A 22,879-nucleotide genomic window follows, 5' to 3' on the forward strand; every position below is an offset into this window, starting at 1 on the left:
TATTTTCCTTTTTTCTATCTGTTCTCTTCTCACTTATCCTTTCGGGCTTCTTTTTCTAATCTCTTCACTTTCTTTACGATCTCAAAAATTTATTTGAAGTAATTTTTTTATAATGGTTTGAATGTAGTATTAATAAATTTAGAAATTATTGAAATATGTTATTTGCTGGAATACTATGTACGGCTATTACGATCCCCCCTTTTCAGTAGAACAGGAAGGAATCTCTATCTCTGTGGAAAGAACTGGAGATAGATGGACATACAGGAGGAAATCTGGAAAAGATGAAGTGGAAAAACTTATCCTTGGAGATAGAAAACGCATCATCATAAATCCGGTTGAACCTCTAAATACTCCAAAAGAAATTACTCCAAATCTGCTGATAGAGTTTGAAAAAACCCTGCTCCTTGCAGGTGGGGAGAAAAAACAGATTTTTTTAACTTTTCCTGTTGAGATAGGCATTTTCATTCAGGAAGCAGGCAACAAGAGCCCTCAACTTGTGGATGTGCTCAGTCTGGCGAGGCAGAAATTTACCCTTTACGGAGAGGTTTCAAACGGAGTTGTCTGTAAGCACTGGAAAAGCAGGTTATACTCTGTTTTTCCTTTACTTAATCCTCTGCAGGAAGGCATTATGGAGCTTACTCTGAGAAATGCCTCCTCTGATTGGGCTTCAATCTCAAAAGCCGTTTTCAGTGCATACGGGATGAAGCTCTACTATGACGGGGATGTCTTCATGAAAGCCCGTATGGACATACTCAACAGGAACACGGCTGAAACAGGTTTTGAGATGCAGCCAATTAGCGGAGAGTCGAAGGGTTATCTTGTGAAAGACCAGAAGATCAGGAAAGAGGCTTTCGGTGTTTACGGCCTCCGGAAGCTTGGCTTCGTACCACTTAAATTTTATATGGGGTGGGGCTTTTGATCCTTCCTGATACTAATTTTCTTGACCTTGGCCTACCTACTTCAAATGGTACGGTTACTCTGGGATCTTTGCTAAAGTTTGTAGTCATTCTTTCGTTCTGGATGATTTTTTCCAGAATTCTCACAATTTACCTGCGAAGGTCTCTTAAAGACCGGGTCAGTAAGGACGTGGGCGAGCCTATTCTCAAACTTCTTTACTATGGTTCTCTCATAGTGGTTTTTATCTCGATACTTCCTCTAATAGGAATTGACCCCTCCGGGCTTCTGCTTGCAGGAGGAGTTGCAGGTATCGTGATCGGTTTTGCAAGCCAGAACATTGTCGGAAATCTGGTTTCGGGCTGCTTCCTTATGTTTGAAAGGCCCATAAAAATAGGGGATCAGGTAGAGATCAACGGGATAGCTGGCTATGTCACCGATATCCGCATAATTTCCACCCTTATGCGAACCTATGACGGCCTCCTTGTCCGCATTCCAAACCAGCAGGTGTTTACGACAAACATCACAAATATAGTGGGACACCCGGTAAGAAGATTTGAATACACGATCAGAATTCGCTATAGTGACGATGCCAGTGCTGCAATATGGCTGATCAAGGACCTTATAGATAAAGAGCCATTTGCTCTCCTGAGCCCTTCTCCATCAGTCTTTGTAAACGACCTTGGGGACAGCTGGGTCAATATCACAGTAAGGATCTGGGCTCCTGTTAGCGAGTGGTTCGGATTGAAAACAAGACTCCTGTGGAACATTAAAAAAACCCTTGAAGAAAACGGGATCGAAATTCCCTACCCACAGCGCGTACTTCATATTAAATCCGAAACGGAAAAAAAACCTCAGGTAGCTGAAGAGCCGAAAGAAAATGAATTTGAGAAAAATGAGCCTGTGTTGAACTTTGAAGAAAGAGTGTTAAATTGAGTCCTGATGAGCCATGAAAACTGAGTGGCTAAGGAAAAGAAAAAGGGATCTTTAAATTATAGATCTCCTGTTACTTTTTAGTCACTGCCCCTATTTGATTTTCCTTTTTAGCCGTTGTCCCTTTATTTCATTTTTCTCTCTTTTTCTCTTTTTTTCTTTTCGTTTTTCTTTTTATTTTTTTATTTTTTCTTTTCACTTTTACTTTTTATATCACTTATTTTTGTTTTCTGCCCTCAAGTGCTTCTCTGATAGGTTTAACTGTAAGGGCTCCCGGTGTTCCTTTCATAGCATGGGGAGGCCAGCTTCCGGATTTTATTTCTTCCGAATCTTCCGTATGTTCGTCTTCGAGAAGCAGGATTACACCTATATCGTCAGGGATATCATAAACCATCTTTGCCCCGCAGGCACTGGCTTCCTTCAGAGCCTTTTTTCCTTTTTCCGGATCAAAGGGAGCAGTACAGCCTTTTACGATATTTGTCCGAAAACCTCTCTCGAGAAAACCAAGAGCGTTCAGGTGAATGCAGACCTCATCAACAAGACCTGTCATAAATACTTCGTCAATTCCGAGCTCTGCTATCTTCAGTTCAAGTTCTGGATTTGTAAATGCATCGTAGTGGTCTTTCGAAAGCCTGAAAAGAGAGACGGTCCTGCTGTTAACTGCTTTTCTTACCAGGGCTGCAATAGGCTCCATGATTGACTTCCCAAGCGGGGCTACAAGCTTGCCCTCGTATTCCTCTCCTTCATGTTCATATTTCTCGAATACGAAGTCATTTGTCATATCCATAATTATCAGAGCTTTCAATTTTTCACCCAATCTTTATCCTTCAATCGATTTTACCTTTTATCTTCTATTTTACGTGATCTGCGATAAGCTTACCCCTGGAGCCCTTTATTTAAAGCTATTTCTTCAAAACATAATAAAAATACCAAAACACTTAACATATATAATATATTAAAAATATTTTATTGTTAGATATTTACTTCTGCTAAAAATTGTCATCAATTTTGGAGATTAATCTATAATTTAGCTTTTATTCGATTATGAAACTTATGACTTTCTAACTTTAAAATGATCAAAAAGCAAAACAGGTAAGGGTAAAATGGTAAAAAAACATAATTGTTTTTTCTTTCTTGCTTTGACATGCCTTCTGCTAGGGCAGGCAACAGCAGTTTCAGAAAATCTGACTTCCATAGAAAACGGATCCGTTACATCAGGAAATAATACATCAATAATAGTTGAAAGTAATGTCTTAAGTACATTTGAAAATAATAATTCCAATTACTATGAAAATGACGAATCTGTTCCACCTGAAAATCATTCTTCTAAACTTTTTTCCCTTGCTCCTTTGAATCCTGAGTTTGAGGAGTATCTGGAAAATGAAGGGCTAGATGAGAACCGAATACTCCTTACCTCAAATGAGGTTTCTGAAGAAGAGGCCGAAAATTTTGCTACAGGCCTCACTCCTGCCCCCGTAGACCTCACACACCTGAAAACTGTTGAGAATCTGGCAGGCGAGGGCAGCTATCCAGTTTCTTACGACCTCCGGGCTCTAGGGCGCGTGACTCCCATCCGGGACCAGATGGATGCAGGAAGCTGCTGGGCATTCGGAGCCTGTGCAGCCCTGGAATCTTACATTCTCGGAACAGAGGGAAAAAGTATGGACTTCTCCGAGAACAATATAAAGAACCTGCTTTCAGAGGATTATCCTGAAGGTTTTGACCGCACTTATGACGATGGCGGAAATGCTCTTATGACCACGGCTTACTTTACCCGCCGGAGTGGCCCGGTAAGTGAAACCGATGACCCCTATGACTCTCACTCAGGAATATCCCGGACAGACCTTCCTTCCTTAAAACGGATACAGGAAGTTCTTTTCATTCCGGCAAGAAGCGGACCGGAAGATAACGACCTGATCAAATGGGCCCTGATGAATTACGGGGTGGTTGGCTCTGCGATTTACTATTCTCCCGATGCTTATGACGCTACCAACTTCACATATTATTACCCTGGGTCGAACAGTGAAAACCATCTGATAGGCATCGCAGGCTGGGATGATTCGTTTGACAGAAACAGGTTTACTCCTGCAGCTCCCGGGGATGGGGCATTCATTATCAAAAATTCCTGGAGTACAAGCTGGGGAGAAGAAGGCTTTTTCTATATCTCTTATTACGATACTGCCATAGGGAGCATAAACAACGTTCAGACTACCGAAGACCTGAGTTCTTATTCCCATGTATACCAGTATGATCCACTTGGCTGGGTCGAAAATATCGGGGCCTCAGGAAGCAGCACAGCCTGGGCAGCCAACATTTTCACAGCCGAAAAAGCCGAAACCCTTGAAACCGTGAGTTTCTATACTACTGCAACCAGTACGGAGTACGAAGTATACATCTACACAGATCCGGTTTCCGGACCCATAAATCCTGCAGGGGCAGAAAGTTCTGCCAATGGGACAATTACCTTTGCAGGCTACCATACGGTTTCCCTGAATACCTCAGTTCCTCTTGATCCCGGGCAGAACTTTTCAGTAGTTGTAAAGTTTACTACTCCCGGGTACTCTTTCCCTGTGGCGGTCGAATACCCGCAGGAAGAGTACAGCAGCAAAGCCAGGGCAAACCCCGGAGAGAGCTTTTTCAGCCCTGACGGGGAGAACTGGATAGATACTGCTCTTGCTGCAGAAAACATGAACGTTTGCATCAAAGCCTTCACAAACAGGAGTGAAGCTGCAGAAGCTGCCTTCACGGCCAATGTTACCTCGGGCCCTACTCCCCTCACAGTAGAGTTTATTGATGCAAGTCTCCTTTCCCCAACTGCATGGTACTGGGATTTTGGAGACGGAAACACTTCCGCCGACCGTTTCCCTATTCATAAATATACAGAAGCCGGGAAGTATAATGTCACACTCCATGTGGAAAATGAATATGGAAACAGTACTCTTGAAAAAACAGAATGGATTAGTGTAACTAACTCTTCCATACTCTACGTGGACGATGACGAGCATGCGGATTTCGCTTCCATCCAGGCTGCAGTTGACGCCGCTTCTCCAGGCGCCACAATCATTGTCCGCAACGGCACATACACTGAAAACGTGGATGTGGACAGGGCAGTTACAATCCTTTCGGAATCCGGGCCCGAGTACACGGAAGTAAGAGCGGTAAACCCGAAAGATTCGGTGTTCTTCGTAACTGCTGATTCGGTTAACATCTCAGGCTTTTCCGTAAGAGGAGCATCAGAACTTGTATCTCCTTACTCCTACCCCACTGGCGGGATCTGGCTCTATGAGGTCAGAGACTGCAACATAAGCGGAAACGTGCTTTCAAACAACTACTGCGGGCTTTATGTCACTGTTTCAGAAAACTGTACCATGGAAAGGAATAGAGCCGAATCCAATAATTACGGGATATATATATCCTCATCGGAAGGGAATACTCTTAGAAACAACAGCATGGAAAACAACTCTTACAACTTTGCGTTTCCAAAAGCTTCGACAGAACAGGATATTGATGAAAGCAATACCGTGGAAGGCAAACCAATTTACTATCTCGCAAATGAAAGCAACCTTGTCCTTGATTATGGTTCGAATGCCGGAACGGTGTACTGTATCAACTGTCAGAACATGACGATCCGTGACCTTAATCTTTCTGGAAATAACTATGGACTGTACTTTTATAACACAATGGATTCCCATGTTGAAAACACCAGTTCGTCAGATAACCGGTATGGGTTCTACATCAGTAGTTCCTCCGGCCTGAACTTCACGGACAACAATGCAAGTTCAAACTCCTACGGGCTTTATATTTCAGGCTCGGAATGGGACTCACTTGCAGGCAATAGAATGAGTGAGAACACGTACAACTTTAGAATTTCAGGAAATTGTACCTCGCAGAACATTCCTGAGATAGAATCAAGCAACCTTCTTAATGGAAAGCCTCTGTACATCCTTTCCGGAGTTTCTGACCATGTCCTGAATGCCGGGTCAGGTGCGGGTTCCGTTTGTTTGCTTAACTGCCAGAACGTAACAGTCCGGGACCTTGTATTCCGGAACGAATCTTACGGGATCTACCTTTACGGGGCAGAACGGACAGAACTCAAGAACAATACGTTCTTCAACAACACATACGGAGTATACTTCGAGGATTCGGAAAACAGCACGGTACAGGAAAGTGAGTTTTCAGGCAACTCATATGGGATTTACCTGACGGCCTGTTCAGGAAATTCCCTGACAGACAACAACCTGACCGGAAATAAGGAACACGGCATATATCTTTACGAAGCCCGGTATAACACCATAAACGGCAATAATGCTTCTGGTGGACACACCGGAATTCTGGCGGACTGCTCGAACAATAATACCTTTGTGGAAAATAACGTTTCGGGTAGTGATCTCGGGCTCGAGCTGTTTGATTCGGATTACAACGTCCTGACAGCAAACAATGCAAATTCGAACAATGAAAGCGGAATTAGCCTGACCATAAGCCAGCACAACATACTTTCACGAAATATAGTCTTGGAAAATACCCGAGGTATTACTCTTGAAGGCTGGACAGGGGAATTTTTAACGTCCGACAATGTACTGTTTGCAAATACGGTTTCAAATAACTCTGAATTCGGGCTCTGGCTTACTGCAGCTATAAACAATACCGTTTACGGTAACTCGTTCAATAATACAAAGAACGTTAAGGACACAGGCAATAACGTCTGGAATACCACCACAGGTAACTACTGGAGCGATTATACGGGTTCTGACTCTGACAGCAACGGGATAGGAGATACTCCTTATGTTATCAATACTGTCACAGGAAGTAAAGACTACCTCCCTGTCTGCAGAGAACCGGGCGTTCCGCTTACGCTCACAGTTGGTTCCGGGCCCGGGACTTTTTCCTCAATTCAGGCGGCCGTAGATGCTGCATGGGATGGGGACACGCTTCTTGTAAACCCCGGGACTTATGAAGAAAACGTGCAGGTGACCAGGTCCGTAAACATCATTTCTTCCTCAGGGAACCCTGAAGACACCATTGTCCGTGCAGCTGTCCCTGAAGAAAATGTTTTCAATGTGACTGCCAATTCCGTAAACATCAGCGGGTTCACCGTATCCGGGGCTTCGGAAGGACATGCTGCAGGAATCTATCTGGAAGGAGTATCCGGCTGCAGTATAAGTGAAAATATCCTTTCCGACAATTATCAAGGAGCCTGGTTATATGAGTCTGAAAACTGCACCCTTTCCGAAAACACCGTTACCGGAGGAGAATTCGGGCTCCACCTTGATAATTCCGGCAATAGCTCTGTAAACGATAACAGCATAAGTTCGGTTTCTACCTGCGGGCTCTGGCTGAACAGAGCATCAGGAAACGAGGTATCAGGAAACGAATTGCAGGACAACGGATACGGAATTGCTGTTAGGGGCCTGAGTGACGGAAACAGGCTGTATAACAACACCATAAGCGGAAGTGAACGGTTCGGGTTCTGGCTTTCGGCCTCGGAAGCAAATATCCTGAGAAATAATTCAATGCAGGATAACACTTTCAATTTCATGGATGATGTATATTACCGGAATGAAAACCTGATTCCAAACGATATAGATACCAGCAACCTGGTGGATGGAAAAACCATTTATTACCTTACAGGAGAATCCGATAAAGTGCTCGATTCTTCTTCAAATGCCGGTACAGTCTACATGATAGGCTGTGAAAACGTAACTGTCAGGGATCTTGTGCTCGAAAAGAACGGGTACGGGGTTTTTCTTGCGGAATCCTCCAATTCTACCCTGTATAACCTCACCGTATTCGGGAACAATAACGGGATTATAGGGAGGGACGGCATTGACTGCAACTACTCAAACAACAATGTGAAGAATAACAGTTGCGGAATCGATCTTATTGATGGGAAAGATAACTACCTGAATAATAACATAATCTCAGAAAACATGTATGGGCTAATGCTCTCTTCCGATTCCAGCGTCCTGAGAAACAATCTTCTTTCAGACAACGAGTACAGCTTTGGAGCTTCTCCTTACACCGGACAGGGGACCTGTGATATAGACACCAGTAACCTCGTGAACGGGAAGCCAATTTATTACCTTAAAGGGGAATCTGATAGAGTACTCGATACCTCTTCAAATGCAGGAACTGTGTACCTTTTTGATTGTGAGAATATAACAGTCCGGGACCAGGTACTTGAGCATAACATATACGGACTTTTCCTTTACAACACGACAAATTCGAGCCTGGAGAATAACGTAATTAGCCTCAATGACGAAGGTATTTACCTTTATATTTCCGATACCAATATCCTGCGTGACAACAACCTGTCAGACAATTATTGTGGGCTGGAACTCGATGATTCCGGGAATAACAGCATTTACAACAACCTGTTCAGGAACATGGATAATATTTTCCTCCGGGGAGAATGCGACGGAAATATCTGGAACGTCAGCAGAACCGATGGACCAAACATTCTGGGAGGTCCCTATATAGGAGGGAACTGCTGGGCAGCACCTGGCGGAACAGGCTTTTCCGAAACCACTCCGGATGCCGATGGAGACGGTTTCTGTGATACGTCTTACGAAATTCCGAACTCCGACAATGAGTTTGACAGCCTTCCCCTGTACATGCCTCCCGAAGCAGGGGATGACGGAGAAGAAGAGAAAGAAGAGAACAGCGGAAGAAATGGAAGCAGCAGGAGGCGTTCAGCTCTTTTCGGAGGAGTTTCGGGAACGTCTTCTGCCAACGTCCTGACAACGGGCGTTTCCAGACAGCAGGTTCTTGCAGGACAGCAGGCAGAGTTTACCTTCAGCGAACCCGGATGCAGTGTTACGGGAATTAGCTTTGTTTCAGGGACAGGTGCAGGGACAGTAACCGGAAAAGTTGAAGTCCTGAGAGGTCTCCCGAGTACCGTTCTTGAAAGCCCTGAAGGTGAGATCTACCAGTACATGAACATAGTTATCGGAAGCCAGTTCTTCGGAGAATTGGATACGTTTAAGAGTGCAGTGATCGAATTTAAGGTTCCCCGCAGCTGGGTGGAAGAAAACAATATTGATGAAGCCAGCTTGACCCTGAACCGTTACCACGACAACGCCTGGACCTTACTTCCGACTGAAAAAACCGGGGAAGATGATAAATTTCTCTATTTCAGAGCCGAAACTCCTGGCTTTTCCTACTACTCGATTACAGGAGAAAAGAAAGCTTCTGTTACGATAACGCCAGCAACCGGACCTGAAACCGAAGCACAGCAAGTAACCGGGGACGAAGTTCCGAATACAGACTCCGGAGAAACCAAGATAATTCCGGGTTTCGGTCCTGCCATTATGGCAACTGGAATGGTTTCTGCTTTGCGCCTGTTAAAAAAGAAATCATGAGAGCAAAAAACCCGAGCCTTTGGTTTAGTGAGGGGAAATATTTCTTCCCCATTAACTTTCTTTTTTTAGTTCCGTCTTTCAATAAAGTTTGTCCGCCGCTAGCTAGATAATGTTTTTGAAAAGAAAGAACGGAAATAATGGCTGTAAAGAATAATAAACAAATGTAATATTCCTAAAAACAATAACTAAAATGACAAAAGCCTGAAAAGGTTCAAACTAAACTGAATTAAACTATATCTAAAAAAGGCCGCCAGACAAGCTGGCGGAGGCTCTGTGATACTTACTTTATGTTAAAATGGCAGGCCAAGAAAATTAATTCTCTAGCCAAGAGAAAGGTCGATTTCACTTTTCTTAATATTTTTTATCCTCCGCCAACCGGAGGGATAAGGACAACAAGATCCCCTTCTTTCAGTTCGGTTTCAGGTCCCTTGAGAAAATCAACATCTCTGCCGTTAACAAGAAACCTGATTCTGGGATTTTCGTCCTCGAAGGGTTTACCTGCTGCTTCTTTAAACTCCACTCCAAAACGGGATTCAAGGAGTTCAAGGAGATCTTTTACAGTATCCCCTGAATTCAGTTCAAACCGGATTTCGTGAGCTCCGACTATCTCGCGGATCGAGGCAAGGAATTTCACATTTACTTTCATTTTTCCGGCATTCTCCATCAGGCAATTTCGAGTTCCCTCAGCTTTTCTTCAGTTGGTACTCCATCAACCCAGCCTCTGAGTTCATAATATTTGTCGATCATATCAGGCACATGAGAGATCTGCCCTTTGGAAGGCCCTGCAGGAGTTGATTCTGTTATGAGGCGCCTTGGCAGGACATCCTGTGTTCTATTAAAGCCATACCTGTTGTTCATCATACGTTCAAGGTTTGTGATTCTCTCTCCTATCTTAAGCAGTTTATCAGGGTCAAGTTCCATGCCTGTGATAGCTTGAAGCATTCCTGCATATTGAGGGAGCCAGAGGGCAAAGCTAGTAAAGAGGCAGATGACGGTTGAGTTAATTACAGAGACCATATCCTGCATGAAAATTGTCCATTCAGGTTTCCCTTCCGTCGAATAGGGATCCCGCTTCTCAGGAATTCCAAGGATCTCGGATGGAATGGTATAACCGTAAACGTGGTCTCCTCCGCGGTTTGATGTTGCATACTCAAGCCCTATTCCCTGGATCGGACGCGGGTCATAAGCCGGCAGTTCCATACCTTTAACGTTTATTGCATATTCCGGAGAATGATATTTTTCTGCAAGTTTTCTTGAACCAAGTGCAAGATCAGCTCCGAACCCTGCCTTGTATGCTGTCCTCCAGATACACTCAACCATTGCTCCGGCATCCCCGAACCTCAGGTTCAGGCCCAGCAGTCTTTCTTCAGGAATTTTTCCTTTCTCGACAAGCTCCATAGCGCAGGCAATTGTCCCTCCCATGGAAATCGTATCTATCCCGAACTCATTACAGAAATGGTTTGCTTTCACAACGGCATCAAGCTCTTTTACTCCGCAGTTGGAGCCCAGGGCAAAAATAGTCTCATATTCCGGACCTTCGGTATACTTCACATTGAAAGGTCCTTCAGGAACCACGGACTTTCTTCCGCAGACAATCGGGCAGCCCCAGCAGCCTGTAGTGCCTACGAGATAGGTTGCAGTAAGCCGTTCTCCGCTCTGTTCATCAGCTTCTGGGAAATAGCTTTGCTGGAAGTTCCTCGAAGAGTATGCACCGTGTGCATTTACTATGTTCACAAGGACTGCAGTTCCGTAAACGTGAAGACCTCCTTTGGGGCCGGTAACCGGATTTTCCCTGATAAGGCTCATTGACTCTGTAACCTTTTCAACAAGCATCTCCGGGTTTGCGGATTTCTGCCTCTGGTTCCCGGAAACTAAGATTGCTTTCAGTTTCTTGCTGCCCATAACAGCCCCTGAGCCGGTCCTGCCTGCTGTCCTGTATTCATCGTTCATTATACAGGCAAAGGAGATCAGGTTCTCACCGGCTGGCCCTATACAGGCAATGGAGGTTTTCTTTGGGTCTGTCCCCACCCTGTCGAGCAGTTCTTGCGTAACTGCGGTTACGGTCATGCCCCATATATCGGGAGCCTCAACAAGTTCAGCCTTTCCATTTATAATGGTCAGATAAACGGGTTTCTCCGAGATACCCCTGACAACTACTGCATCGTAACCTGCAAATTTCAGGTAAGGTCCCCATTTCCCTCCAGAGTTCCCGCTCCCTACTGCTCCTGTGAGCGGGGACTTGCTTGTAAGAATATGGTAACGCCCGCTCGTTGGCACTCTTGCCCCGGTAGCAGGACCTGTAGCAAAAACAAGGAGGTTATCCGGGTCAAAGGGCTGCATATCGTCCCTGAACTCGTCATATATGAGTTTCAGGCCAAGCCCTTTTCCTCCAAGGTACATCCTCAGAATCCCTTCGTCCAGCGTTTTATCTTTAAGCTCTCCGGTTTCAAGATTAACATCAAGAATTTTTCCTGCATAGCCCCCTAACATAGATAGTCTCCTCCAAAAGTATGTTTTTAGCTTTTTCCAATAATGATATCCTTCGGTGTCCGGCTCTATTCCCCAATTCTAATGTTCCAAGCAGGGTTTAAAAAAGAGTCTGCCGGATTAAGTTTAAGATACTGGTCTGAATGAAATGAATTTTAATAGTATTTAATTATGTAGGGGTTCCTTTATAAAAGTGTTTACATAAAAAACTGAGCTGCAAGGCGCCCTCGGGTAATTTACACAAGTATTTCCCTTATCTTGAGTTACGGAGTTCGTGGAAAATTGTAAATTTAGCTTTATCAGGTCTTTATCGGTCACATAATAGCCCAGGAATAAGAGAACAACCACTGGAGAATGAGTATTATCAGGTACAATTTTATTTTAATTCGAGGCGTAGAGACATCTTATTTTTTTCTGTCAACCGGACGTTCTGAATAGCCCTGCTACACATTGATTTTTATAATGAACTCGGTACCTCTATCCCTTTTTATCTCTATTTCACCGTTTAACTGATCTACCAGGATATTTACAAGCTGCAGGCCGAGTGTGTCTGAACTTTCCAGATCAGTATTTTCTGGAATGCCAACTCCGTTATCCGAGACAATCAGGGTATACTTCGTACCTTTTCCAGCTATTTGCTTTTTGTTATCACCCGATTCATTTTTGACTTTTCCTTCTCTAACTCTTTCTTCTTCATAGAGTTTGATTCGAATCTCACCTTTGCTCCTGCCTGTAAATGCATGTTTTAAGGAGTTGGAAACAAGTTCATTGACAATTATCCCTAACGGAACAGCTGTATCCATGTCAAAGAAAATATTTTCTTCAAGATCCATGCTTAAGCTAATATCGACATTTCCGAGGCGGTATGTCTGGAAAAGGTTCTCAACGAGCTTTTCAAGGTACGGTGAGAAGTACAGTGTATTGTCTCCTCCGCCTTCATGCAGTTCTTCATGAATCAGGGCAATAGACATTATCCTGTCCTGACTTTCTCGAAAAGCGTTGAGGACATCAGAGTCTGTAATACACTGCCTGTTGCTGAGATTTTCAGCCTGGAGATCCAGGAGAGAAGAGATAACCTGAAGATTATTTTTGATCCTGTGATGAATTTCTTTTTTACGGGCAGTCTCAAGGTTCATCAGGGCTTTTTCAGCTTTTTTACGGTCAGTAATATCCTGAATTATTCCTTTTATTCGAACAGGAGTATTTTTTTCATCAAAGATAACATGGGATTGCATATAGATTGTACGTTCTTCTCCATTATCCCGGACAATCCTATATTCAATACTGTAAGATTTTCCATTTACAGCTCTCTTGGCGGTAGTATCAAAACAGTCTCGGTCATTGGGACGTATGTAACTTAGATACTCATTGTAAGGAGGTGCCAATTTTTTGGGATCTCGTCCGAATATACGATACATCTCCTCAGACCAGTATGCTTTGTCAGCTGCAATATCCCATTCCCAGTTTCCAATGTGAGCCATTTTCTGGGCTTCAGCAAGGCCCTTTTCACTTTCTTTTAACGAATTATAAGCCTTCTCAAGCTCTGCGGTCCTTTCTTCAACCAGTTTTTCCAGATTATCAAGTGTTTCTTTCGACCTGGCTTCCGCTTTCTTTATATCCGTAATGTCCCGTGAAATGGCAAGAGCTGAAATCACTTCGCCATCAGCAAACTCCGGTACTATTCTGGTATTAAAATAGTATTCTTTTCCTAGAGGTGACCTATAATTATATTCTATTTCTTCGGGTTTGCCTGTGGTAAAAACGTTTTCAATATGTTCTTCCCAGAACTTTACTGTCTCAGGGTCCATTCCCAGTTCACTGCTAATTTTTCCTATGATCTCTTCTGGAAGGTAACCGGAAGGTTCCGCAACAGCAGGATTAACATACATGTAACGCATTTGTCTGTCATATCGGGCAATCACATCAGGAGAATTCTCAGCCAATGTACGGAATTTGTTTTCACTCCTAATCAATGCTTCTTCAGCTTTTTTGCGCTCTGTAATATCTATGAATGCAGAAACAGATCCGCGCAGGTTCTCTTGTTCATCACGTAAAGGTCTGGCATTGCCCAATACATGTCGTAAATTGCCGTCAGCAGATACGATATCCAGCTCGCAGTCCTTTATCTCTCTACCTGCAGCTGCCATCTGCGACGGCATCTTTTCAGGTGGGATCTCCTTCCCGTCCTTGAATAACTTAAAAAACTCCGGTTTATCTCTTTCAGGAGCTGACTTGGAAAAGTTCGTACCCACAGGAACCCGTAGCCATTCATAGGAGAGACGGTTACCAGTTAGCTGACGCACCTGGGGATCGTGTGTTATAAACACAGCAACAGGTACGGCATCTAATACGGTTTCCAATTCTTTAGAGCGAGCTCGTTCACGTTTTTCGCTCTCCTGCAGTGCTTCCAGTAGATTATTGCGTTCCTCCAGCGATTGGGCTAATTTGATGTTACTGTGGCTTAGCTGTGAGAGCATGTTGGCAAGTTTCATGAAGAAAGACATGCTATTTTCAACAGTTTCTCTGCTCAGCCGTGGAACTTTTTCTAAAGCTGCTATGTATTCCTCTTCATTGAAACCATATTTTCTAGCCTGAGATCGAAAAAGCTCATAGTCCAGAGGCTCGTCTTCAAAAAAGAACTGACCTGAAAAGATATTGCCGATGTGATGGCCATCAACAATGATAGGGGTTACTATGTCCCACAGATTGTTTTTGCACCTGTAGAGCTTAAACTCTCCCGGAAGAACGCCTGTGGACAGCTTTGTATCACTTTCTACGCAGTGCCTGCAGGTTTCGGGATGAACCCTATGAAATATGGTACAGATGTCCTGCCATCCAACACCTATCAGAACATTGCCTTTAAGATCAAGTAAGGCCATGGTAATGTGAGCAAATTTATAAAAATCATCCATGATGGACTGGACTGCCTGAACATTAATAATATCAGCAAGTTCCAGGTTTGTCATCTCCCGAGAAGGCGAAGGGGTGCTCTCCGGTCTCAGCCTGATGTGCTGCTCAGTCTGGTTCAGCTCCTCTTTTGCGCACTTATCCACAATAATATCAGTAATATCAGTACCAGACTTTCTTGGTTTTTCTTTCATTCAGGACCCCCAACTATAAAATGTAACTTTGCGAGACTGTGTTTGATTAAGTGTTAGTGCTGCATCAGGAACTACGATCTGTGTTAGCCACCATCATTTTTGAGACTATGATTTTGATCCCCGGAAACTTTTTTGAAACCCTTAACTGATTAAGCAAAACGCATTGCATAATATATTAAAAAAAGAATCGATCAGCCAATCAATTAAATGTTTTGTCCTAAATAAAATCAATCATATATTAATATTTGTGCCCTCATGATATCATAAATTCAACCAAAAAACTGTTTTTGTTCAGTATCTTAAAAAGAATCAGCTTAGCTGTAAAAAGTATCTGAGAGCTTCATGAGTACTCATGCTTTGGTGATATATTCGTACCTGACATCCGCCCTCGTAATCTCTGGCAACTCTCCCCACATGCCCATGTATTCCCCCTGGATCGCGAGTGCGCCTTTTATTCCCGGAATCCCTTTTACAGCCTTGAAAGATGCCTCTACTGATTCCTTTCCTATTCCCACTTCATTTCCAAGTGCAGTTGCAGCCGCATCTGCAAGGGAAACATCATCAGAAAACACTGCAGCCGCATCTGCCATTCCGAAGCTTATCGAAGGGCCTACCGTCCCTGCTGAAGTGCATACACCTGTTATAGAGTCACGCGGTTCGAATATAAGCCCCAGGTTTTTGATAGGTGACTGCCCTGCATAGATCCCGACAATAACAGGCCTGTCATTTATAAGTGCAATATCCCCGCCGTTATCAACTATGGCATATTTTGCTCCGGCTTTTACCATAGCTTCTACCGCAAGGGCAGAGATTGTGCCGGCAACCGCACTCATTGGTCCTATTCCCATTGTGTTTCCTGCTTTTATCATTCTCCTAACTACTTCAGGAGCATTTTTCGGGAATTCGTAGGGTTCGAGAGTGAACTGGAAATAAGGGTCTGAAAGAATGTAAGTTTCAAGGACTGCCCTGTGGATCCGAATAGCTTCTTTTGCGGCTTCTATGTGAGCCTGATCATAGGCGGAGATAGTAACTATGGTCTCCTTAAGCTGAAAGTGTTCTTTTATAGGAGTTCTGGCAGGTTCTTTAGCAAATTCTCTCGCGGGTTCTGGCATGTTGGTCTACATGGATTTATTGCTTAAAAAAGAAATGCTTTTCTGAAATGACCTGCCAGTCTGATAAAAAAACTTGTACACCAGCACTGAGATATAGGTCAGGAAAATATTCTATTTCCCTTAAAGGGCTTTTAAGTTCACACTGTACTGGAAACCTCCGCCAGCTTGTCTGGCGGCCCTTCTCAAAAAGCAGAAAGAGAAGAAAGAAGAAATTTGCAAATTAATGAAGTAAAGAAATAAGGGCGAAAAAATATTTTTTAAAGTATAGTTTTGTCCTGTTTCATTTGAGTTCTTTCAAGTTTTTGTCGGTTTCATTTTAACTTCTAGAAAACTTGCGGTTATTATTGCTTTCACTCTCTGAGTTTTATTTTAAATATTCATTTTCTATGTTTTTCTCTGCTTTTTGAGAAAGGCCGCTCTCCTGCGTCGAGCGTGACAAGAATCACAATTCGAAAGTTTTGATCAAAAAAGAGATTTTTGGCGGCTTTTTCAAACTTGCCGCCCACTTTGATTTCTTGATTTTTTAATTTACTTTATGCCCGGTCTAAGTTGTTTTCCGGATTAAATTGCAGTTAGAACTGCAGCTTTTTCATCCTTTCCACAGCTTCTTTGATCCTTTCGACCGACTTTGTAAGGGCGAACCTGATGTAGCCTTCACCGGCTTCTCCAAAGCCCACACCCGGGGTTGCAACGATTCCGGCTTCTTCGAGCAGGAGTTTTGCAAAACTGATTGAGGTAAAGCCTTTCGGGACCGGAGCCCAGATGTAGAAGGTGGCTTTTGGCGGCTTTACCTCAAGGCCCATTGCAGTGAGCCCTTCAATAAGAGCGTCCCGCCTCTCTTCGTAGATTTTGTTAGTTTCATCAACACAGTCCTGGGATGATGAAAGGGCTGCAATACCTGCAATCTGGATTGCATCAAAGACGCCGGAGTCAACATTGGACTTAACTTTTCCGAGACCCTTTATGAGAGCTTTGTTTCCTACGGCAAACCCGAGCCTCCAGCCGGTCATGTTATAGGTTTTTGAGTGGGAGTAAAGTTCTATTCCAATGTCCATTGCCCCTTCAGCAGCAAGGAAAGAAGGAGCCTCGTATCCGTCATAGACCATCTGGCAGTAGGCGTTGTCGTGCACGGCAATGATATTGTTTTTCTTGCAAAATTCAACGACTTTCTCGAAGAACGCCATATCAGCAGTTGCTGCAGTGGGGTTGTTCGGGTAGTTGAAGAAGAAGAGTTTTGCCTTCTTCAGGACGTCTGCCGGGATTGAGTCCAGGTCAGGCAGGAAGTTATTTTCAGCCTTCAAGGGCAGTGGATACGGTTCCCCACCCGCAAAAAGAGTCCCGATCTTATATACAGGATACCCGGGATCTGTATAAAGTACGATATCTCCGGGGTTGACAAAAGCGAGCGGGATATGGGCCACAGCCTCCTTTGACCCTATCAGGGAAAGGACTTCGGTTGCAGGGTCAAGCTTTATTCCTTTGTATTTCTTGCACCATTCAGCCGCAGCCTTCCTGAACTCGGGCATCCCGGCATAAGAAGGATACTGATGCGTCTTAGGGTCGCAGACAGCCTTCTGCATGGCCTCAACAATGTGCGGGTGTGTCGGCAGGTCGGGATCTCCCACGCCAAGGTCTATTACGTCCACTCCCTTAGCAATCATTTCGTCCTTTGATTCATCGATAGCTGCAAAAAGGTATGGGGGTAATGAGTTTATGCGGTCTGAATACATTGGAAAAGTCACCTGAATATGAATTTACAGTATGTAATTCTGCATAATTACGGCAGTGGGGATATTAAAAGGTATGGGATGATGAGAGAAAAATCAGATCATTAAACGGACCGGGAATTAAAGGACTGGATATTATTGACTTCGCAGGAAAAAATGCAAAGTTGAAAACTTTTATAAAGTATGATTGTAAACTTTTGTAATGTGTCGAAAATTAAAACTGCTATTTTGAGTTTCATTGTATCCGAATTATTTATTCTAACTATAGAAATGGTATTTGGAGTCCCACTTAATGTCTATTATTACCTGGATCTTAATCTTACAAAAACGACTGATGTTACTTTTCCATTTTTGCTAAGTAATGGTGAGGGAGCCGAATCTTCTGGAGGTTTAATATTTATGACAAATTTACTCAGCATGCTATTATGGCTCCTGACATCTCCTGCCCTATTGATTGCAGTTGTAGTTTACATCTTAGCACCGGATGACGAAAGTAAACCCTGATGTGATCACATACTTAAAAGTGGTAATATAAAAGTAATAAGGTTTAGCATTACTATATAACAATTACTGTCTTAAAAATCACAGAGAAAAACAAACGAAGAAAACCTGGTGGCATTTACAATAGGGTGTACGCACTTTTCTTATGAATCAAAACCACGGAGGGACGATTAGATGATCGTCAATGAGACTTTAAAAACCATTAAACAGCGCAGGAGTATCAGAAGTTTTAAAGACGAGCAGATCAGGGAAGAAGAATTACAGGCGGTACTGGAAGCAGGTTTGTATGCTCCTAATGCCGGGGATCAGTCGTGGCATTTTACAGTAGTTCAAAACAGGGAACTGCTGGACAGACTGAACCTTGCAGCCAAAGAAGTTGCTAAGCAAATGGAAATGGAACATTTAAGGAAACTGGGAAAAAACGAAAAGTTCAATTGCTTATATGGTGCACCGACACTGATCATGGTCTCCGGCAATGAGCATGCCCCCGTACCTCTCGAGGCAGACTGCGCTGCAGCTACTCAGAATTTGCTGCTAGCCGCAGAGTCAATAGGGCTGGGATCGTGCTGGATTTTCTTTGTCCTGTTAGCATTTTATTCCTCAGAGGGGTCCGAACTGAGAAAACAACTGAAAATACCTGAGGGCTACAGACCTTACTGTTCGGCTGTGCTCGGGTATAAGAAAGCTACAGTTGTCAATGTACCGGACAGGAGGAAGCCAAACCTCATCACATACATCAGATAATCTTAACCGAAAAGAATTGGTTGAGAAGTCACTTTAAACAGCAAAGTAAACTGCTTCAAGCAGTGTAATTTTTCTATTTCCTGCTTTTTGCAGTATCCAGTTTCAGCTTTCAAGCACCTCTACAGCCAGGTCTGCATTGATAATATAATCAAAACTGATAACTTCGTCCCATTTTTGCTGCATAAACATAGACTGGAAACAGACTCCGATAACTTTTCGTTTCTCTGAACCCTCGAGAACCTTTTCTGCAATTTCTCGAGCTTTTTCAGGCGCGGTGCCGATCTTTGGCATTGCAAGCCCGCCGAGCAGGACAACAGCACCTGCATGGGCATCTGCAGGTTCTCCAAGCTGCATTCCTTCGGGAGCCATTGAGATTGATCTGGCTTTTTCAAAGTCAAGATTGGGAACAAAAACAAGTTTCCGGTCCCTTACCACAAAACCAAGAAGTTCGGCAAAGGGTGTACAAAAGCCGGGGGTTCCAACAAAAGTAATCTTTTCTACTCCATCCATGAGACTCTTGAAACTATTCAGGATGCCTCCTACTCCCTGAGAGGTATTTATTATCGGCATGAAACTCTTCTCCTTATTGATCTCTCCTTATTAATCTCTAATACAAATACAAATCCTGTTTTTTGACCACTTTCTTGTATTATCAACTTTCTTTGTAGCACAAAATCTACTTTCACAATAAGATTGGTAACATTCCCATAAATAAGTTGAGTTTAAAGCCAGAATTACTCTATCTGAAAAATACCCTCTATAAAGTTTTCTTTTCACTTCTTCATCCACTTTTTCTTTTATAGAATAAGCGACAGACGAGCTGACATGGGCTCTCTATGAAGATTAGATTAAAAAACAATTTTAGATTAAAAACAATTCCGAGGTCAAAGTAAGTGTTTCTCTGGCCGGGAAAGAAAGACCAAAAGTAAGAAAAAAGAGCAGAAAAACAAAAGAAAAATAAGAAAAGGCAAATGCCCTCTCAAACTTTCCTGATTCCGAAGGATTCGAGCAGAATTTCAGGATAAAGCCCGCCGCTCGAAATAGTCTTTGTGCTCTTGAGATCGTTTACCGTTACCCTTGCAGGGGCGAACATACCTGCGTCAACTTTAAAGAAGTCAAAGTTCGCTGCCTTGAAGGTCTGGTAGAAGGGCTTTCCGAAATCGCTTGAAGTTGTTGAGGGAACTTTCTTTACGAAATCCTCGAGTTCAGCCAGTTCGCCTTCGAAGCGGACGGTGTAGTTGGTCTCGCCGCAGTATATCACACAGTCATTGGTTGAGCCCATGCACTGGACATCGTTTCCGACAATAGGGGCTATTGGGGCAATTCCGTACCCGCTCTTGATACAGTTGATGTCAAAGCCTATGGATTCGAATTTGTGAATACCGGTTTCGACGACACGGGCTGAGATCTGGACAGAGCCTGCAATGGAAGCTGTAGGTGCAACAGCGATCATCACATTTTCGGGGTCTACACTGCAGTGTTTTGCAATGTACTCGACCACTTTTTCATCAGGAAGCTTGTCGGATTCCATGACAAGGACAGCAGCTTCAAAATCATCCTCGTACCCGATTTCTTCGTAGAGCTCTTTGGGCTTTAAGCCGAGTGCACGTGCAGGACCTGAGCCCATCCCGAAGTAGCCCCCTACAGAGATTCTCCAGCCTGCGTACTGGGAAGCCATACAGGCAATTACAGGGTTGTCGGTTGCTACCTGGATGGCAGGCCAGTTGATGCCGTTGAGGTCAAAGGTGCTGTATTTAAGGTCAGCAAGGTCAGCAAGGCAGAGTCTTGCCAGGTACATTCCGGCTTCATATCCGCCTTCGGCTTTAACTCCACAGTCAATGATTGTGGCACCATTTTCAAGTTTGGTTACTTCCGTTTTCAGGTCTTCACTCCAGTCGAGCATCTCTTCGATGACGTATGAGCCCATTTCGTTGACGCTTATCAAAATATCACCTTATTTGTCGATCTGAAAATTTTTTATCCAAGTTCATCGAAACCGTTTATTGAGATTGTTTACAGACAAAAGTTTGACTGCATACCAAACTGTTGATCACTTTAATCAGACGGCTGGCTACCAATCAAGCTAATTTCCCCGGCTGGAAGTTTGTCCTGCCAGATGAGTATTCTATCGGATAACTAAGTACCATCTCGAATAATTGAGTACCGAATAACCGGGTACTGAACAGCCAGGTACTGAATAACTAAGCCAACTCGCTTAGGTTGTTTCCCGAATTTGCTATCCGTATAAGGAAGAATCCAATATATAGATACTGTTATAATATTTTAATAAAACAATACTAGTTTACCGGATAATACAATCAATCAGATTATAAAGATTCGGTCATTTTTTCGAACCGCCCTATCAACGGCAAGCCCGACCTCATCCCCTTTTTCGGCTGTTTGCAGGTTTATGCCCTTTTTCATAAGGGAGCTGACTTGCTGCTTTAGATAAGTAGTGTTTCCTTCTATCAGGATTTCATCTCCTGTTGCAAGCCCTCCTTCAAGAAGTTTTATCGCCGCAGCCTGCTTTTTGGGGTAATAGTTTTCAACAATTCCCACAGCCCTGCGTTTCTTTTCCGATGCATTCATGCCTTTTTCAGGAGAGAAACCTTCCAGACCGGGAACTCCGAAGTAAAATCCGGTAGAAAAGCCCCTGTTATACACAGCAGCTAACCCGGATCTCCACGTGTCTGCTTTTTCGCGGGTATAAGTGCCTTCTTTGCAGGCATCTATTGCTTCCCTGTAGCAGCGCGAGACTACTTCCAGATATCCCGGGTCGCGCAGCCTCCCTTCTACTTTAAATGCATCTATTCCGGCTTCAAGGAGTGCCGGAATATATTCTATCATACATAAGTCTTTTGCACTGAGGAGGTATTTTCCCCTGCTTTGCATGACAAGATCGTTTTCTCCGTGAAGCTCCCACTCCCAGCGGCAGGGCTGGGTGCACTCCCCGCAGTTTCCGGATTTTCCAAGGACATATGCAGACAGGTGGCACCTTCCCGAAACTGCCATACACATAGCACCGTGAACGAAAGTTTCGACCTGTATCTCTGTCTGCTGCCTGATTTTCCGGATTTCTTCTAAGGAAAGTTCCCTTGAAAGCACTATACGTTCTGCACCAAGGGTTCTGTAAAACTCTGCAGTTTCATGATTTGTTACATTTGCCTGTGTGGAGATATGGGTCCTGAGTCCGGCTTTGCGCGCTTTCAGGATAACAGCCGGGTCCCAGGCAATAACTGCATTTACTCTGGCTTTTGCGGCTGCAGCTATCACATGGTCTGCTTCCTCAAGCCTGTCTTCGTTTACTGTTGAATTCACAGCCAGATAGGCTTTTAACCCCCGTGCTTTAACCTCAGAGACAAACTTTTCAAGGTTTTCAAGAGTGACGTCTTTTGCTTTTGCCCTCAGGCTGAGCTTATCAGTTGAGAAATAGACAGCGTCGGCATACTTATAACAGGCTTCAAGCCCTGCAAGGTTCCTGATGCCCATTATGAGTTCCGGGCCTGGACTATTGTACATGAGAGAGGGAATGCCTGAACTCCGATTTAAAAATATCTTTATTGCATTTTATTACTTACCTACATTTATCAGTCCAACAAATAACAGTAAGAAATGTAAACTTTTTCCATTTAGTTAAAGGATAACTGGTTAACGGAAAACTATATATAAGCGTACTGCATTTTTCAAAATGGGGATGAAGTCAAATTAATTAGAGATTAATTTAGCGTACAGACTATAGAAACAAGTAAAGATTGTTAATATCTCAAATATGGGGGTATATTAAATGGAATACGAACTCGAAGAAGTCGAAAGAGACTATGTGGAATTCCGCAAGGAAATGGGAGAAGAATAAACATAAACCGTAAGTGCATTAAAAAATGCCGACGACCATATCTCAGAATTTATCAATATTTTTTTCTATTTTTTTCCTTTTAAAGAAAAAAATTGTTTTTGTTTGTCCAAATCGTAGAGTAATTTTTATTTTATTGTGACTCTTGGTTTGTTTAAAACAAATACTTGAT

At 43.4% G+C, this 22,879-nt stretch carries 14 protein-coding genes; 5 read left to right on the plus strand and 9 right to left on the minus strand.

Translation table 11 applies throughout. From position 1 onward, the window contains the following. Positions 1–175: 175 nt before the first annotated feature. Together MSHOH_RS13870 and MSHOH_RS13875 are read left to right on the plus strand one after the other, a co-directional pair. Entirely contained in the window at positions 176–919 is a 744-nt protein-coding gene (locus MSHOH_RS13870; RefSeq protein WP_048140458.1) for a DUF432 domain-containing protein, read from the plus strand. After that, entirely contained in the window at positions 907–1,830 is a 924-nt protein-coding gene (locus MSHOH_RS13875; RefSeq protein WP_204245327.1) for a mechanosensitive ion channel family protein, read from the plus strand. Before MSHOH_RS13870 ends, MSHOH_RS13875 begins: the two co-directional genes overlap by 13 nt. 214 nt (positions 1,831–2,044) lie before the next feature. Here the strand turns inward: MSHOH_RS13875 and MSHOH_RS13880 are convergent, their stop codons facing one another. Then, positions 2,045–2,644 carry a cysteine hydrolase family protein gene (locus tag MSHOH_RS13880; protein WP_239450981.1) on the minus strand — a complete coding sequence of 200 codons (600 nt, stop codon included), beginning with the start codon at positions 2,642–2,644 and terminating at the stop codon, positions 2,045–2,047. 286 nt (positions 2,645–2,930) lie between these two features. Here MSHOH_RS13880 and MSHOH_RS22245 point away from each other — a divergent pair, with 286 nt between their 5' ends. Continuing rightward, positions 2,931–9,185 (plus strand): NosD domain-containing protein, encoded by a 6,255-nt coding sequence (locus MSHOH_RS22245; protein WP_052730874.1) that lies wholly within the window; start codon positions 2,931–2,933, stop codon positions 9,183–9,185. 361 nt (positions 9,186–9,546) lie between these two features. Here MSHOH_RS22245 and MSHOH_RS13890 read toward each other — a convergent pair whose 3' ends face one another. From MSHOH_RS13890 to MSHOH_RS13910, 5 genes are all read right to left on the minus strand, one after another. Continuing rightward, positions 9,547–9,831 (minus strand): MoaD/ThiS family protein, encoded by a 285-nt coding sequence (locus tag MSHOH_RS13890; RefSeq protein ID WP_048143501.1) that lies wholly within the window; start codon positions 9,829–9,831, stop codon positions 9,547–9,549. A gap of 17 nt (positions 9,832–9,848) precedes the next feature. Beyond that, the gene (locus tag MSHOH_RS13895) at positions 9,849–11,675 is read right to left on the minus strand and encodes an aldehyde ferredoxin oxidoreductase family protein (RefSeq protein ID WP_048140462.1); all 1,827 of its coding nucleotides are present in this window, start codon (positions 11,673–11,675) and stop codon (positions 9,849–9,851) included. A gap of 440 nt (positions 11,676–12,115) precedes the next feature. Continuing rightward, positions 12,116–14,773, minus strand: coding sequence for a PocR ligand-binding domain-containing protein (locus MSHOH_RS13900; RefSeq protein ID WP_048140464.1), 2,658 nt, complete (start codon positions 14,771–14,773; stop codon positions 12,116–12,118). A 350-nt stretch (positions 14,774–15,123) separates the two neighbouring features. After that, positions 15,124–15,885, minus strand: coding sequence for a UPF0280 family protein (locus MSHOH_RS13905; RefSeq protein ID WP_048140466.1), 762 nt, complete (start codon positions 15,883–15,885; stop codon positions 15,124–15,126). A 572-nt stretch (positions 15,886–16,457) separates the two neighbouring features. Beyond that, positions 16,458–17,615 carry an LL-diaminopimelate aminotransferase gene (locus MSHOH_RS13910; RefSeq protein WP_048140468.1) on the minus strand — a complete coding sequence of 386 codons (1,158 nt, stop codon included), beginning with the start codon at positions 17,613–17,615 and terminating at the stop codon, positions 16,458–16,460. A gap of 201 nt (positions 17,616–17,816) precedes the next feature. Between MSHOH_RS13910 and MSHOH_RS24380 the strand changes: the two genes are divergently transcribed. Both MSHOH_RS24380 and MSHOH_RS13920 read left to right on the plus strand, forming a co-directional pair. Beyond that, positions 17,817–18,116 (plus strand): hypothetical protein, encoded by a 300-nt coding sequence (locus MSHOH_RS24380; protein ID WP_162197640.1) that lies wholly within the window; start codon positions 17,817–17,819, stop codon positions 18,114–18,116. Between the two features lie 171 nt (positions 18,117–18,287). Continuing rightward, positions 18,288–18,857 (plus strand): nitroreductase family protein, encoded by a 570-nt coding sequence (locus MSHOH_RS13920; protein WP_048140472.1) that lies wholly within the window; start codon positions 18,288–18,290, stop codon positions 18,855–18,857. A 102-nt stretch (positions 18,858–18,959) separates the two neighbouring features. On the opposite strand, the gene MSHOH_RS13925 is transcribed toward MSHOH_RS13920, so the two are convergent. The 3 genes from MSHOH_RS13925 to MSHOH_RS13935 form a co-directional block, all read right to left on the minus strand. Beyond that, a complete protein-coding gene (locus tag MSHOH_RS13925) occupies positions 18,960–19,427 on the minus strand; it encodes a DUF2124 family protein (protein ID WP_048140474.1) in 468 nt (155 codons plus the stop codon). A gap of 409 nt (positions 19,428–19,836) precedes the next feature. Further along, a complete protein-coding gene (gene mch, locus MSHOH_RS13930; protein WP_048140476.1) occupies positions 19,837–20,802 on the minus strand; it encodes a methenyltetrahydromethanopterin cyclohydrolase in 966 nt (321 codons plus the stop codon). A gap of 377 nt (positions 20,803–21,179) precedes the next feature. Then, the gene (locus tag MSHOH_RS13935; RefSeq protein ID WP_048140478.1) at positions 21,180–22,376 is read right to left on the minus strand and encodes a peptidase U32 family protein; all 1,197 of its coding nucleotides are present in this window, start codon (positions 22,374–22,376) and stop codon (positions 21,180–21,182) included. Positions 22,377–22,879 lie beyond the last annotated feature (503 nt).

This window comes from Methanosarcina horonobensis HB-1 = JCM 15518, from assembly GCF_000970285.1.
Classification (GTDB): Archaea; Halobacteriota; Methanosarcinia; order Methanosarcinales; family Methanosarcinaceae; genus Methanosarcina; species Methanosarcina horonobensis.

Bases quoted from the DNA above. Each gene is read 5' to 3' on its own strand.
- MSHOH_RS13870 (WP_048140458.1), top strand. From the start codon at position 176: ATGTACGGCTATTACGATCCCCCCTTTTCAGTAGAACAGGAAGGAATC.
- MSHOH_RS22245 (WP_052730874.1), top strand. From the start codon at position 2,931: ATGGTAAAAAAACATAATTGTTTTTTCTTTCTTGCTTTGACATGCCTT.
- MSHOH_RS13890 (WP_048143501.1), bottom strand. From the start codon at position 9,831: ATGAAAGTAAATGTGAAATTCCTTGCCTCGATCCGCGAGATAGTCGGA.
- MSHOH_RS13895 (WP_048140462.1), bottom strand. From the start codon at position 11,675: ATGTTAGGGGGCTATGCAGGAAAAATTCTTGATGTTAATCTTGAAACC.
- MSHOH_RS13900 (WP_048140464.1), bottom strand. From the start codon at position 14,773: ATGAAAGAAAAACCAAGAAAGTCTGGTACTGATATTACTGATATTATT.
- MSHOH_RS13905 (WP_048140466.1), bottom strand. From the start codon at position 15,885: ATGCCAGAACCCGCGAGAGAATTTGCTAAAGAACCTGCCAGAACTCCT.
- MSHOH_RS13910 (WP_048140468.1), bottom strand. From the start codon at position 17,615: ATGTATTCAGACCGCATAAACTCATTACCCCCATACCTTTTTGCAGCT.
- MSHOH_RS13920 (WP_048140472.1), top strand. From the start codon at position 18,288: ATGATCGTCAATGAGACTTTAAAAACCATTAAACAGCGCAGGAGTATC.
- MSHOH_RS13925 (WP_048140474.1), bottom strand. From the start codon at position 19,427: ATGCCGATAATAAATACCTCTCAGGGAGTAGGAGGCATCCTGAATAGT.
- MSHOH_RS13935 (WP_048140478.1), bottom strand. From the start codon at position 22,376: ATGTACAATAGTCCAGGCCCGGAACTCATAATGGGCATCAGGAACCTT.